Raw genomic sequence first — 13,723 nt, forward strand, 5'->3', positions numbered from 1 at the left:
AATATCGACTCTCGAACCACACCCCCCGTTGGCACCGCTTGATCCCGGTCAAGCCGCCGTGCAACAGCCCGTGCGTCCGCCGGGCCGGCGGGCGTAGCCTGTTTCGGTCTTGGACAATCAGGATAATCATCATGCACTTGCCGCTGCGCCTCGCCATCGTTTCCGCCTTCGCCGCCCTGCACCTCGGTCCGCACGCACACGCCATGCCGGCCGCGCCGGACTACGTCGACGACAGCCAATACCTATCCGCCGCGCGCCAACGCGTGCTGCCCCCGGACATCCCCTGGCAGGGGGACAGCCAGCGCTTCGCCGCCAAGGCGGACGACCCGTGGGCCACGCCGCTGGAGGCCAGCGGCTTCAAGCACACGCCCGCCTATCCGGAAACCATCGCCTACCTGAACAAGCTGGCCGCGGCCAAACCGGCGCTGCTCAAGCTGGGCTCGATGGCGGAAAAAACAGATCAAGGCCACGAGATGATGATGGCGGTGGTGTCCGCCGCCGCCGACAAATCGCCGCAAGGCCTGCGCGCCAGCGGCAAGCCGCTGATCTACGTGCAAGCCGGCATCCACCCAGGCGAAGCCAACGGCAAGGACGCCGGGCTGATGCTGATCCGTGATCTACTCATCCGCAACGACGCACTGCTGTCAAAAGTCAACCTGCTGTTCATCCCCACCGTCAACGTGGACGGCGACATGCGCTACGGCAAATACGGCCGCATCAACCAGAACGGGCCGGAACAGACCGGCTGGCGGGTCAACGGCCGCAACCTCAACCTGAACCGGGATTTCACCAAGCTGGACAGCCCGGAAATCCGCAACGTGGCGCGCGCGCTCAACGATTACCAGCCGGACTTCTTCATCGACACCCACAGCACGGACGGCGTCAACTACCAATACGACGTCACCTACTGCAACAACGGCCAAGGCTGGTCGCCCGAGTCCAGCCGCTGGATGGACCAGGTGATGACGCCCGAGGTCTATCGCGAACTGCGCCGCTACGGCCATGAGCCCAATGTCTGCATCTCGATGAACGACAACGAGAACCCCGGCAAGGGCTATTACCCGTATTACAGCGATCTGGCGCGCTTCTCCAATCAGTACGCCGACGCCCGCGGCATCCCCGCCATCCTGGTGGAACTGCACGCGCTCAAGTCCTACAAGCAGCAAGTGCTGGGCAACTACGTGCTCTATCGCGCCATCTTCGACAGCGTGTCCCGCCATTACGACAGCCTGCGCGCCGCCATCGCCAAGGACCGCGCCGCGCGGCCGGACCCGGTGACGCTGACCTGGAAGGAAGCCGAGGGCAAACCCAAGCTGGTGGACTTCAAGGGCGTCAAGTTCGACAAGGTGCAATCTCCGATCACCGGCGACAAGATCGTGCGCTGGAGCAATCAGCCGCGCGACTACCGCCTGCCCATCACCCCGCTGACCGTGCCGGACCTCACCGCCGCGCGGCCCAAGGCCTATGTGGTGCCGACACAGTGGCACGAGGTGATCGCCCGGCTACGCGCTCACGGCATCCAGCTGCGCGAACTGAGCCGGCCGGAAACGCTGGACGTTACCGTCTACCGGCTGGACGATATCAAGCTGGGCACGCCGTTTGAGCCGGACCGCGAATCCGCCGACAAGATTCCCGGCTACGAAGGCCGCCTGCTGATAGACGGCAAGCCCAACCCCTTGCAGCGCAAAGTCACCTATCCGGCCGGCTCCGTGGTGGTGGACCCGCAACAACCCTTGGGCACGCTGGCGATGCTGCTGCTGGAACCGGCCAGCCCGGACTCCTTCCTGCACTGGGGCTTCTTCAACGCCAACCTCACCTCGGCGGAAGCGCCGGAAGCCTATGTGATGGAACCGATGGCGCGGCGCATGCTGGCGGAAAGCCCGGCCTTGCGTCAGGCCTTCCAGGCCAGGCTCAAGGACCCCAAGTTCGCCAAGGACCGCAACGCCCGGCTCAACTGGTTCTATGAGCAGACGCCGTTCGCCGACAGCAACCGCTTCCTCTATCCGGTGGGCATCGTGCGCTAAGCCCAGACCGCGCAAGCGGCCGCCGGCTTGTCTACACTAGAAAGATTCAAGCCGGCGGTCTCTTGGGCGGCGGCGCGACAATAACTCGCATCGGGCGGGGCGGGCAGCAGATCGTTTCCATGTTTGCAGCGGCGGACCGGCCAAGCCCGGCCGGTCAACGGCCGCAACCAGGAGAAACCCATGCACATCAAGGTTCTCGGCGCCGCCGCCTGCATTGGCCACCCCGGCCACACCACCAGTTTTCTGATTGACGAAGACACCCTGATAGATTGCGGCACCGGCGTGACCAGCTTGCGCGCGGACGAGATGCTGTCCATCCGCCAGGTGCTGCTCACCCACAGCCACGCCGACCACTGCGGCTGCCTGCCGCTGCTGGCCGACGTTCACGCCAGCCGCCGCGGCCCCGGCCTCACTGTCTACAGCCAGCAAGAAACCCTGGACGCGCTGCGCGCCCATCTGTTCAACAGCGAACTCTGGCCGGACTACACCCGCCAACCCAGCGTCGAACAGCCCTGGCTGCGGCTGCAAGCGGTGGAGCCCGGCTACGCGCTGCCGATAGGCGAAGGCCTGGCCACCGCGCTGCCGGCCAATCACAGCGTGCCGGCGCTGGGCTGGTTGATAGAAGGCAGCTGGCGCGCTCTCGCTTTCAGCGGCGACAGCGGCCCTTGCCCGGCTTTCTGGCAGTGGGTGTCCAATGTGCCCTCGCTGACCGACGTGATCTGCGAGTTGACCTACACCGACGAGCGCCAGGGCGAGGCCGCGCGCCAGGGCCATATGACGCCCTTGCTATTGCTGCCCTTCCTGCCGCTGCTGCCGGCCAACACCCATCTTTGGATCAGCCACATCGACCCCGGCTGCCGCGAACACCTGCTGGAACAGCTGCGCTCCGAATACGCCAACGGCCTGCGCGTCTGCCCGCTGCGCGAAGGCATGCTGATCGAACTGTAGCCGCCGGAGGCCAAGACCATGCAAGGCTATCAACTCTCCTTCTTCACCCAGCAAGACCACTGCCACGACGGCCTGCCGCTGGCGGAATGGATCGTGCAACAGGCGCGGCGGATGGACATCCGCGGCGCCACGCTGTTCACCGCCAGTGAAGGCTACGGCCGCCACCGCCGGCTGCACTCCGTCCATTTCTTCGATCTGGCGGACCAGCCCGAGGAAGTCACGCTGGTGATCAGCGCCGACGAGGCCGAGCGGCTGCTGGCCGCGCTCGCCGCCGCCGGGGTCAAGGTGTTTTACGTGAAGACGCCGGTGGAGTTCGGCGTGTTGGGGGAGGAGGAATCGTAAAAACGATGCACCAAGGGACAACGGATAAAACCAACCAGCCAGCGGGCGAGGGAGAAGCTGCGTCGATTCAAGCGCTCAAACGCTCCGGTAGAGGCTGGCGCTCTGCCTTCATCTGCTCGTATACGTCCTTTACCAATAAGACGATACCGTGCAAGGCCTTTTCCTGAGACCTGTCCAGATGCGACAGCAAGGGAAACTCGTCGCAGAGCCCAACATACTCCTCGTCTTCCGGCGACCAGAGCACTCGGTACGAGTAGTGTCTATAGTCCATCTTCTGCTCCTTTAACCTTCTCAATAGCCTTCAGCACCTGCTTCACCTGGTACGCTTTCGCTTTGCCGTGGCCATTGTCTTGAATATTAACGCCTCCCGGAATCCCGGGAATCTTGTAGATATGATGGCTACCCTTGATTCGGCCCTTGCCAAACATGGCGTCGCACACGGCCACGAGTTCATCGAAGCTGAGGTTGCCCGCCGACTACCTCATTTTCTCTATGGTTCTCTCGACGCTCATCGTTGACCTCTGCCAGCCAAGTATAGCTTGATGCTGGCACCCTCTCTCTAAGCCGTCAACCCGCCAAGATCATTGGAAAACAATACATTGCCGTCAGCCTGCCGACGTCCACGCCTCTGAAAATCACAGGAACCCGGTCAACGCCCAGCCAAGGAGCACAATGAAACAGGGCATGGCCCGCAAGCCATGCCCTGTTCCGCTTCGCCGCCGTTGAACACTCAGCGCGTCACGTCGAAGCCCGCGTCCTCCACCGCCGCCGCCAGTTCCTCCGGCGACACGATCTCCGCGTCGTACACCACCTTGGCCTGCTTAGCCTCCAGGCTGACTTCGGCCTCGCTGACGCCGGCCATGCCGCTAAGCACGCCGCTGACGCTTTTCACGCACCCCTGGCAGGTCATGCCATCCACTTTCATGATCAATTCGGACATTGCTTTCTCCTGAAAAAATTCAAAACTCCGCTAGCGCCGATGCCGCCTTATTTCCAGCGCCTCAGCAGCAGCGAGTTGCTCACCACCGATACCGAACTCATCGCCATCGCCGCGCCGGCGATCACCGGGTTCAACATGCCCAGCGCCGCCAGCGGAATCCCCATCACGTTATAAATGAAGGCGAACAGCAGATTCTGCCGGATTTTGCGCAGGCTGGCGCGCGACAGCCGGATCGCGTCCACCGCGTGCATCAAGTCGCCGTGCATCAGGGTGATGTCGGCGGCTTCTATCGCCACGTCCGAGCCGGCGCCCATCGCCAGGCTGACGTCGGCGGCGGCCAGCGCCGGCGCATCGTTGACGCCGTCGCCCATCATCGCCACCTTGAAGCCCTGCGCCTGCCAACGCCGCACTTCCGCCGCCTTGTCCTGCGGCTTCACCTCGGCGCGGTAATCACGGATGCCCGCCTCCGCGGCGATGCCGGCGGCGGTGGCCGGGTTGTCGCCGGTCAGCATCGCCACCCGTATGCCCATCCGCTGCAACTGCGCCACCGCGTGGGCCGAGCTGGGACGGATGCGGTCGGCGATGGCCAGCAGGCCCAACAGCTCCTCGCCGCGCGCCACCGCCACCACGGTGTTTCCCGCCTGTTGCAAGGGCAAGGCGGCATTCAAGGCCTGCTCGCCCAGCCAGCCGGGCACCCCCGCTCGCACCAAGCCGTGGCCGGCCACGTCCGCCTGTACCCCCTGCCCCACCTGAGCGGCGAAGCCGCTGACCGGCAGCAAGCCCAAGCCCTGTCCTTGCGCCTGTTGCAGAATGGCGCGCGCCAGCGGGTGTTCCGATCCAGCCTCCACGCTGGCGGCCAGTTGCAGCACCAAGTCCGCGTCCGCCGCCAGCGGCAACACTTGTTTGACTTGTGGCTTGCCTTCGGTCAGGGTGCCGGTCTTGTCCACCAACAGCACCCCTACCTGGCTGGCCAGCTCCAGCGCGGTGGCGTTGCGGAACAAGATGCCGCGCCGCGCGCCGTTGCCCACGCCCACCATCACCGCCGTCGGCGTGGCCAGGCCCAGCGCGCACGGGCAGGCGATCACCAGCACCGCCACCGCGTGGATCAGCGCCGCCGGCCAATCCTGCAGCCACAGGCCGGTAATGATGAAGGTCAACAGGCTGATGCCCACCACCACCGGCACGAACACGCCGGAAATCACGTCCGCCAATTGCTGAATCGGCGCCTTGGAGCCCTGGGCCGCGCTCACCAGGCGCACAATCTCGGCCAACTGGGTATCCCCGCCCACGCCGGTGGCGCGCACCTTCAGCATGCCGTCCTGATTGCGGGTGGCGGCGTAGACGCTGTCGCCGACGCGCTTGGCCACCGGCAGGCTTTCGCCGGTCAACATGCTTTCATCCAGCGCCGCCTCGCCGTCCACCACCTCGCCGTCCACCGGCAAGGTTTCGCCGTGGCGCACCACAATCAGATCTCCCTGGCGCAGCGCGGTCACCGCCACCTCCTCCACCCGGCCGTCCTCACGCTCCACGCGGGCGGTCTTGGGCGCCAGCCGGATCAGCTCCTCGATCGCGGCCGAAGTTTTGCCCTTGGCGCGCGCCTCCAGCAGCTTGCCCAACAGCACCAGGGTGATCACCGAGGCGCTGGCTTCGAAATATACATGCTGGTCTTCCAGGCCCAGCAAGGTCACAGCCGCCGACAACAACCAGGCCATGCTGGTGCCCAGGGCCACCAGCACGTCCATATTGGCGCCGCCGCCGCGCAGCGCCGCCCAGGCGCCCTTGTAGAAACGCCAACCGACGACAAATTGCACCGGCGTGGCCAAGGCCAACTGCCAGTAACGCGGCAGCCAGCCATGGTGGCCGCCGCTGAACATCGCCGCCATTTCAATAAGGAAGGGCAAGGTCAGCAAGGCGGAGAACGCGAACCACAACCGCTCGCGCCGGTAGCGGCTCGCATGCTCGGCGGCCAGCGAGTCGTCGCCCGGCCCGGCCTTGGCCGCGGCCTGATAACCGGCGCGGCTCACCGCGGCGATCAGCGCCGCCTCGTCGGCCAGGCCGGCCACATAATCGACGCGGGCGCTTTCGCTGGCGAAGTTGACCTGGGCGGACACGCCCGGCAGCCGGTTCAGCACCTTCTCGATGCGGCCGGCGCAGGCGGCGCAAGTCATGCCCTGAATATCCAGCTCTGCCTGCCGGCGCGGTACGGCGAAACCGGTTTTGGCGATGGTGTCCACCAGCGTCTGCGGCGGGGTTTTGACCGGGTCGAACGAGACCTTGGCCGATTCGCTGGCGAAATTGACCGCCGCCTCCACCCCGTCCAGCCGGTTCAACTGTTTTTCAATCCTGGCGGCGCAGGCCGCGCAACTCATGCCCTCAATCGGCAAATCCACGGTGCTTGCTGTCATGATGACCTCCTGGGCTGAATTATATACCCCCATAGGGTATCAATGGCAAACCATTTTTTCGCGATTGTCACGGCGCCGGGCTTTACCGCGCCGGCGGCCGCGTGGTAACAAGAAAGGCTGAGAACCCTTGCAGGAAAACGCTATGCCCCTGAAACGCTACGGCGACGATTGCGCCTTGATCGTGGTGGACGTGCAAAACAGTTTTTGTCCCGGCGGCAAGCTGGCCGTGGCCGACGGCGATCAGATCGTGCCGCTGATCAACCACATGATGCAGTTCTTCAACCGGGTGATCCTGACCCAGGACTGGCACCCGGCCAAACATGTTTCCTTCGCCAGCCAACATCCCGGCAAACAGCCTTTCGACAGTATCCAGCTGCCTTATGGCGAGCAGACGCTGTGGCCGGACCATTGCGTGGCCGGCAGCCGCGGCGCCGAATTCCACCCGGAGCTGGACACCCATCTCGCGCAGTTGATCATTCGCAAGGGCTGCAACCCAGCACTGGACAGTTATTCCGCCTTCGTGGAAGCGGACCGCCAAACTCCCACCGGCCTGGCCGGCTATCTAGCCGAACGCGGCGTCAAGCGCGTGTGGCTGGCCGGGCTCGCCACGGACTACTGCGTAGCCTGGAGCGCGCTGGACGCGCGCGCCGCCGGCTTGGAAACCACGGTGGTGGACGATGCCTGCCGCGGCATCAATCTGAACGGGTCGCTCAGCAGCGCCTGGGCGCATATGCTGGCCGCCGGCGTACGGAGGCTGCGTTCGGACGAGGTGTAAGCAAGTCCAGCGCTGGCAGGCGTCGCAAGACCGCAAACCACCTTTTTGAACACAAGAAAACACTTAGAACGTATTTACAATCTCGCGAGCTAAGGCGAGACAAGGCGAAAACGACTGAGAAAGCGGAATGTACACACGGTACATAAGCATTTCGAAGCCGGTTTCAACGCCGTATCGCTGACGCGCAGCAGATCGTAAACAGGTTCTTTAGGAGAAGAAGTATGAAGCTATTCCAACACGCCCGCCTCTGGCTCGCCGCCGGCCTGCTGCTGGCCGGCTTGGCGCGCGCGGACGCGCCTCTGGTGCTGATGACGGACTTTGGCCTCAAGGATGGCGCGGTATCGGCGATGCGCGGCGTCGCCTACTCGGTGGACCCCAAACTGACCTTGTCCGACCTCACCCATGAAATCCCCGATTACGACATCTGGAGCGGCGCCTACCGGCTGTACCAGACCGCCAACTACTGGCCCAAGGGCACGGTGTTCGTGTCGGTGGTGGATCCGGGCGTCGGCACCGAACGCCAGTCCGTGGTACTGAAAACCCGGGACGGCCGCTATTTCGTCAACCCCAACAACGGCCTGCTGACCTTGATCGCCGAGCGCGACGGCGTGGCCGAGCTGCGCCGCATCGACGAGAAGACCAACCGCCTGCAAGGCTCGGCGGACTCCTACACCTTCCACGGCCGCGATGTTTACGCCTACACCGGCGCGCGGCTGGCCGCCGGCAAGATCCGCTTCGAGGAATTGGGTCCGCTGCTGCCGGCCGCCGCCGTGGTCAAGCTGCCGTATCAGCGCGCCGAAGCCGTCGGCGAGCGGATCAAGGGCATGATTCCGGTGCTGGACCCGCAATACGGCAATGTGTGGACCAATATCCCCAAGACGCTGTTCGAAGCCCAGGGCTTCCGCCCCGGCGACGCGGTGAAAGTGCGTATTTTCAAACAAGGCAAGCCGGTGGACGAGGTGGTGGCGCCCTACCGCCATACCTTCGGCGAAGTGGCCAGCGGCCAGCCGCTGGTCTACCTGAACAGCCTGCTGGACGTGTCGCTGGCGCTGAATATGGACAGCTACGCCGCCAAACGCGGCATCGGTTCCGGGCCGGAGTGGTCGGTGGAGCTGAGCCGGCCCTAAGAACCTGTTCAAAGTCTGCTGCGCTTCGTGAAGTGTTGCACGGTGAGTACAAGCTCAAAATGCTCATGTACCACTTGTACATTCCGCTTTTTCGCTAGTTTTCGCCTTGTCTCGCCCTTGCTCGCGAGACTTTGAACAGGCTCTAAGCGCTGCCGCTATTCAAAGTCGAACTTCAAGGTGGCGCTGCCCTGGAAAGCACCGGGCACCGGACGCTCCGTCATCTTCACCGGCCAGGCGGTCAAGTCGAACAGCGCGCGCAAGTTGTCGTAGTCCAACGCGATCGGAATCAACTGATTACCGACCGGCAGCGCGCCAGGCACGGTGGGCGGCACCAGCTTGCCGCCGCTCTCCATCGCCACCGCCACATTCTGGTGGCTGGTTTCCAGATAGCGCGCGTCCCGGCCGTGCGGCCGCCCTTCCAACGCCAGATTGATCCGCACGCCGGCGGAGATATTGGCGCACTGAATGTAAAAGCTGCGGCTCACCGCGCCTTGCCTGGAGCCTCCAGGCACGGCCAATTGGGATGCCAGCAGCGAGCCAAAGTCTATGGTGGTCGACTGGCCGGGCGCCAGCCTGCAGTTCTGCGGCACCGTCACGCTCATGCTCATGAACAGGCCCACCAGTGGCTTGACCGGTTCCGCGCCGGCGTCATGCATCGAGCCGAAAACGTCCAACACCTTGAATTCCGAAACATTGATGACGCCGACAAAGGGACGGCTGATCAGCAGGTGCAGCCGGCCTCGGCTGCCGGTCTCAAAGTTGGACACCAGCGCTGAGCCCTGACTGCAATTAAAACTGCCGGTGTTTTCATTGAACAAGCGGCTCCACGGCGTCGGTTTAAAGGCCTTCACCAGCCCAGCAAGATAGATCTCGGTGCCCAGCTGCAGGTTGCGGTTGATCTCGTAAAACTGAACATTGACCCCATTCACCCCCCGGCTCATGCCCTTGGCCAGCGAAGTCCGAGTCGTAAAATAGACGCCACCCGGCAATGTGCTGCCTGAGCAGGCGCAGCGTCCGGAGTACAAGCGTCCCAGGTTCCATTCATAGGCGTTGGGATACAAGGCGTCAGTGGCGTTTTCCTCCGGCGTGGCAAACACCCTGTTGAAGGCGAAACTGAATCTCTGCGCATTGTCGACCGGCTCGCATGCCCCAGCGCGGGCCATGTCGCCCAGAAGCAACATCAGCGATACAAGGCCGGCGCTCAACCAGATTCGGGTTTGTTTCATTAGCCAACGCTCCATTCCGTCACATTACAAACTCCGCCACTTAGACGGGCCTGCTCTGAAAAGGCCGAGCCCCGTTCCGACGCGCCATCCTTTCAGCGCGCCTTCCTCTCCTGCTTCATCCCTGTCGTCCACGTCAATGCCCGGCACAAGCAAGGGCCATAGCCGGCCACGCGAAAATGCCGAGGCATCTCAGGAAAGCCGCGAGCTAGGGATAGGACACGACAAACGTGGCCGTCGCAGAGAAAGCGCCCGGCTGGATCGCCGCATCCGTGGTGCGGACGTAGTGGGCGTTCAGGTCCAGCGTCAGCACCGGCGTATCGCTGTTGGCGGTGCCGAGAGGAATGCGACGGCTGCTGTCGCTGCTGTCCGGCGGACCAAAGTACAGGTCGGTCTGACCATTGCGGCGCAACCGCACCCCTAGTCCTTTGGCGCTGCCGCTGACATTTACGTTATTGGCGAACAAGGTATGGCTGGTATTGGAAGGAGTGCCCGCATCAGTGAAATTGATCGACGGCTTGGCGTTGATCGCACAGTCCTCCAGCCGGATGCTAAACGACACGCGCCCCTGGGACACATCATCCTTGCGCTTCAGGCCGGAGACCTTGATCGAGTCCATTGACACGCCCTGATGTTGCGAGCTCAGCGACACCTTGCAACTAGGCTTGGGCAGAGGCGGCAGCGTGCCGCCGCTCCAATTATCGAAGATAAAAGAGTAAACCAGTTTGGGGTTCTTCACGCTCCCGAGCAGGGACGAATCATTGCAGCCTTTGGACACATCCTGGCTCGCGCCGCTGCCGGTGCCATGCGCAAAAATATTCAAACCGGCCGGCATGATCAGCACCGTTCCCCCTTGATAAAGCTTGGGGTCGGTCAGCACGAATTCCTGCACAAAATACTCCTGCTTGCTGTAGCTGCCCGCGGCCTGCGGAAAATCATCGCCCCGGGCCCAAGTATTGGCATGTGCATTGCCACTGTAGATGATCCGGCCGTCAAAACCACCTTCGAAATGACGCCAGCGAATGCCCAGCCCCGGAAGAACGGGGACCGTGTCGAATCGACCGGCTTCAGGCGTGACCGTCCATCCGGCCCCCATGCGCATCCGGTCATTATTGATGGGATTGATCACCGTATAGCCCATCGAGATGGCGTAAACCCGCCTGTGCAACACATCGCCGGCCTTGGACGAACTGCTGAGCGGTACTCCAGGCACTTCGGTCACATTGGAGAGAATGGCTCTATCGTCACAGCGGCTGATCTTGGCCTGGGCCGGCAGGCTGATCCACAGCAGAACCAGCAGCAGCCCCCCCTGGCAAACAAGCCGCTTTAGCCCGCGTTGAGCTTGCCTACCTCCCGACAAACCGGCCTCTATTGATTTCACTTCCCGCTTCATCTCTTACGCCTTCTCGTTTCGATCTAGTTGCAGCTCAGGATCCGTCGCTGGTAATACTGGCCGGGCTTGGCCGACGGCAGCTGGTAGTCCGCCACGCACTGGCCATCGCGCCATTTCACCGTCATCCGCCCGGTTTCCTGCTTAAGCAAGGTCAGCACTCGGCCCTTGGGGTCGACGATGCCCAGCGGCTTGCCGTCGCCGTCCTCCACGCTGGCGCCGAACGGCGCCGGCGCTCCGTCCGGCCGCAACAGGGTGAACTGGGCGCGCAGGCCGCGCCGGGCCTTGAACACGCCCTTGACCACGGCGCCGCGCCGCGGCACCACCAGCTTGACCGTGTCCTCCATCTCCACGTCGGCCCCCAGCTGACGGGTGTCCAGGCTCAGGGTGTTGACGCGGTAAGGCTGCGCATACGGCTGCACCGCGTAACCGTTGCGTCCCAGTTCGCCGCCGGCGCCTGTTCGCAACGGCGGCCCGGACACGCCGTCCACCTGCAACAGCGCGAAGGTGTCGCCCACCGTGCGGCTCAGGTTGACGCCGCCGCAGTGGGCGACGATGGCGCCGGACGCGCCGATATTGGTGGAGTGGTACTGGCGTCCCACGTTATAGGCCGCGCTCAGCTGCATGAAGTCGGCGTTGTGGTTGACGCTGAAGCTGCCCGAGGTGCTGCCGTCGCGGCCGGTGTGGCCCAGCTGCGCCGAGTAGGAAGTGGCCTCGCTCAGATAGCCGCTGACGCCGGTTTGCAGCGTGGAGCCGCTGCCTGAGGTATGGCTGAGGTTGGAGTACAGCCGCGGCGAGCGCGGCTTGGCCCCCAGGGGCACGGTGAAGGTCAGCATCACCTGATTGCTGTTGCGGCCGCCGGGCCGGCTGTCGCGGTTCTGGCTGAAGGTGAAGTTGTAGCCCAGCAGTTTCCAGTTGTTGCCGTAGCCCAGGCCCACGCTGCCGGTGCTTCCGCTCTGTCCCCAATAGCTTTGCTGACTCAGGTTCAGATACAGGCTGCCGAAACGGCGCTCGCGGCCCAGGTCTTGCTGGGTGGTCAGGTCGATGCGCGAACGGCTGCGGCCGAACTGCCCCTGGCTATTGCCCGCGAGATCGTTGGCGTGATCATTGAAACTACGGTAGCCGGAGGTGGAGTAGCGATAGGCCGCCAACGTCAGGTTGGTATAAGTGCGGGTAAAGGTTTTGGCATAAAGCAGCCGCACGCTCTGCCCCCGTTGCCGCTCGCCCTGGGCGCGGCTGATGGACTGGGTCATGTCCAACGACAGCGCGCCCACCGGCGTGTTGGTGCCCACGCCCAGATTGATCGCCTGAAAGTCCGGAGTGAACTGGAAGCCCGCCGCCACAGTGCTATCGTCGCCCACGCCATACGTCAGGGTGCCGGCGGCGAAACCGGGACGAACAGCCTGGCTGCCCTGGTACTCGCCCACGGCGGCGCTGTACTGCCAGCGCCCCTTGCGCAGCATCAGTGGCAGGCTGGAGAAAGCCTGATGTGTGACTCGCTTGCTGCCGTCGGCCTCGGTCACGGTGATTTCCAGATCGCCGTTGGAACCGGACGGGAAGATGTCCGTCAGCTCGAACGGCCCCGGCGGCACGTTAGCGCGATACAGTGTGTAGCCGTTCTGGCGCACCTCCACCACCGCGTTGCTCTGCGCCTGACCACGCACTACCGGCGCGTAACCACGCTCGCTGTCCGGCAGCATCGCGTCGTCGCTGGCCAACTGGACGCCGCGAAAACGCACGCTGTCAAACAAGGTGGAGTCGGAATATTGCTCACCCACGGCCAATTGGCTTTTCCAGGCGATCAGGTCCCGCTGCAACACGGTGCGGTTGCTGCGCGCGCTCATCGATTGACCGTCGACCCAGTTGAGCGAGGCGTCGTTGCGCAACCGCCATGCGCCCAGATTGACGCCGTTTTGCAGACCAAGAAAAGCGCTGCGGCTGTCTATCCCGCCCGGTTCGCTACTGCGGCTTTCGCTGCCGCTGAACTGGTAATTGAGATAGGCGGCGGCCACCCCGGCATCCCATAGCTCCGGGTCGATGTAACCGCGGGCGCCGCGGCTTAAAAAAGCCTGGGGGAGGCTCAATTGCAGTTGCAATCGGTTTGGATCGTAATCCACCGAGGCCAGCTCCATCAGCGCGGGTAAATCCAGACAAGCGGGATCGCCCGCGGATAATGGCGGCATCAATTCCTGCAACTTGACGCCGACGGTTTGCAGCAAATCGGCATCAATGCAAGGTTCCACCTTGCCGTTGGCGACACTCTGCCGGAACACGATGTCGCGGCGTCCGGTCAACTGGCCGTTGACCAACACATCCACGCGATAGCTGCCGGGCAACATCGCATTGCCGGCGCTAAGCACTGCGCTCAAATCCGGCATCCGGCCGGAGCCGTTGATGAAGTTGGTATTAAAGGCCAACAGAGTGGGCGAAACGGCGGTTTCTCCCCACTCCGTCGTTTCCGCTCTGGACAGCTCCGCCAATGCCAGCAACAAGGCCAGGCAACTGGGCTTCAACGCAGAGCGGCAACGAGGTAAGGTGTGGCTCCTTGG

11 protein-coding genes are annotated in these 13,723 nt (G+C 63.6%); 5 read left to right on the plus strand and 6 right to left on the minus strand.

Annotation, left to right across the window (positions count from 1 at the left end; genetic code table 11):
* Nucleotides 1-131: 131 nt before the first annotated feature.
* The 3 genes from MOV80_RS11710 to MOV80_RS11720 all read left to right on the plus strand — a co-directional run bounded on the left by MOV80_RS11710 (nt 132) and on the right by MOV80_RS11720 (nt 3,314).
* Nucleotides 132-2,024 carry a M14 family metallopeptidase gene (locus MOV80_RS11710; protein ID WP_249605118.1) on the plus strand — a complete coding sequence of 631 codons (1,893 nt, stop codon included), beginning with the start codon at nt 132-134 and terminating at the stop codon, nt 2,022-2,024.
* Between the two features lie 180 nt (nt 2,025-2,204).
* Complete coding sequence (locus MOV80_RS11715) at nt 2,205-2,972, plus strand: 3',5'-cyclic-nucleotide phosphodiesterase (protein ID WP_118268248.1); 768 nt, start codon at nt 2,205-2,207, stop codon at nt 2,970-2,972.
* 18 nt (nt 2,973-2,990) lie between these two features.
* The gene (locus MOV80_RS11720; RefSeq protein WP_019102753.1) at nt 2,991-3,314 is read left to right on the plus strand and encodes a DUF190 domain-containing protein; all 324 of its coding nucleotides are present in this window, start codon (nt 2,991-2,993) and stop codon (nt 3,312-3,314) included.
* A 67-nt stretch (nt 3,315-3,381) separates the two neighbouring features.
* Here the strand turns inward: MOV80_RS11720 and MOV80_RS11725 are convergent, their stop codons facing one another.
* The 3 genes from MOV80_RS11725 to MOV80_RS11735 all read right to left on the minus strand — a co-directional run bounded on the left by MOV80_RS11725 (nt 3,382) and on the right by MOV80_RS11735 (nt 6,659).
* Nucleotides 3,382-3,585 (minus strand): antitoxin HicB, encoded by a 204-nt coding sequence (locus MOV80_RS11725; RefSeq protein WP_118268249.1) that lies wholly within the window; start codon nt 3,583-3,585, stop codon nt 3,382-3,384.
* 459 nt (nt 3,586-4,044) lie between these two features.
* Nucleotides 4,045-4,254, minus strand: a complete 210-nt coding sequence (locus tag MOV80_RS11730) for a heavy metal-associated domain-containing protein (protein WP_019102750.1) — start codon at nt 4,252-4,254, stop codon at nt 4,045-4,047.
* A 47-nt stretch (nt 4,255-4,301) separates the two neighbouring features.
* A complete protein-coding gene (locus tag MOV80_RS11735) occupies nt 4,302-6,659 on the minus strand; it encodes a heavy metal translocating P-type ATPase (protein WP_019102749.1) in 2,358 nt (785 codons plus the stop codon).
* A gap of 142 nt (nt 6,660-6,801) precedes the next feature.
* Between MOV80_RS11735 and pncA the strand changes: the two genes are divergently transcribed.
* Both pncA and MOV80_RS11745 read left to right on the plus strand, forming a co-directional pair.
* Nucleotides 6,802-7,434: a bifunctional nicotinamidase/pyrazinamidase gene (gene pncA / locus MOV80_RS11740; protein WP_249605119.1), complete on the plus strand. Its 633-nt coding sequence runs from the start codon at nt 6,802-6,804 to the stop codon at nt 7,432-7,434.
* Nucleotides 7,435-7,655: 221 nt separating this feature from the next.
* Nucleotides 7,656-8,561 (plus strand): S-adenosyl-l-methionine hydroxide adenosyltransferase family protein, encoded by a 906-nt coding sequence (locus MOV80_RS11745; protein ID WP_249605120.1) that lies wholly within the window; start codon nt 7,656-7,658, stop codon nt 8,559-8,561.
* Nucleotides 8,562-8,716: 155 nt separating this feature from the next.
* Here the strand turns inward: MOV80_RS11745 and MOV80_RS11750 are convergent, their stop codons facing one another.
* From MOV80_RS11750 to MOV80_RS11760, 3 genes are all read right to left on the minus strand, one after another.
* Nucleotides 8,717-9,787, minus strand: coding sequence for a fimbrial protein (locus tag MOV80_RS11750; protein ID WP_249605121.1), 1,071 nt, complete (start codon nt 9,785-9,787; stop codon nt 8,717-8,719).
* 205 nt (nt 9,788-9,992) lie between these two features.
* Nucleotides 9,993-11,177, minus strand: a complete 1,185-nt coding sequence (locus tag MOV80_RS11755) for a fimbrial protein (RefSeq protein ID WP_249605122.1) — start codon at nt 11,175-11,177, stop codon at nt 9,993-9,995.
* A gap of 23 nt (nt 11,178-11,200) precedes the next feature.
* Nucleotides 11,201-13,687: a fimbria/pilus outer membrane usher protein gene (locus MOV80_RS11760; protein ID WP_249605123.1), complete on the minus strand. Its 2,487-nt coding sequence runs from the start codon at nt 13,685-13,687 to the stop codon at nt 11,201-11,203.
* Nucleotides 13,688-13,723: the final 36 nt, after the last annotated feature.

The sequence above is a fragment of the Chromobacterium sp. IRSSSOUMB001 genome, from assembly GCF_023507765.1.
GTDB classification, from domain to species: domain Bacteria; phylum Pseudomonadota; class Gammaproteobacteria; order Burkholderiales; family Chromobacteriaceae; genus Chromobacterium; species Chromobacterium haemolyticum.

Coding starts and splice junctions, on each gene's coding strand:
- MOV80_RS11735 (WP_019102749.1), bottom strand. CDS start 6,659: ATGACAGCAAGCACCGTGGATTTGCCGATTGAGGGCATGAGTTGCGCG.
- MOV80_RS11755 (WP_249605122.1), bottom strand. CDS start 11,177: ATGAAGCGGGAAGTGAAATCAATAGAGGCCGGTTTGTCGGGAGGTAGG.
- MOV80_RS11750 (WP_249605121.1), bottom strand. CDS start 9,787: ATGAAACAAACCCGAATCTGGTTGAGCGCCGGCCTTGTATCGCTGATG.
- MOV80_RS11720 (WP_019102753.1), top strand. CDS start 2,991: ATGCAAGGCTATCAACTCTCCTTCTTCACCCAGCAAGACCACTGCCAC.
- MOV80_RS11725 (WP_118268249.1), bottom strand. CDS start 3,585: ATGGACTATAGACACTACTCGTACCGAGTGCTCTGGTCGCCGGAAGAC.
- MOV80_RS11715 (WP_118268248.1), top strand. CDS start 2,205: ATGCACATCAAGGTTCTCGGCGCCGCCGCCTGCATTGGCCACCCCGGC.
- MOV80_RS11730 (WP_019102750.1), bottom strand. CDS start 4,254: ATGTCCGAATTGATCATGAAAGTGGATGGCATGACCTGCCAGGGGTGC.
- MOV80_RS11745 (WP_249605120.1), top strand. CDS start 7,656: ATGAAGCTATTCCAACACGCCCGCCTCTGGCTCGCCGCCGGCCTGCTG.
- MOV80_RS11710 (WP_249605118.1), top strand. CDS start 132: ATGCACTTGCCGCTGCGCCTCGCCATCGTTTCCGCCTTCGCCGCCCTG.
- pncA (WP_249605119.1), top strand. CDS start 6,802: ATGCCCCTGAAACGCTACGGCGACGATTGCGCCTTGATCGTGGTGGAC.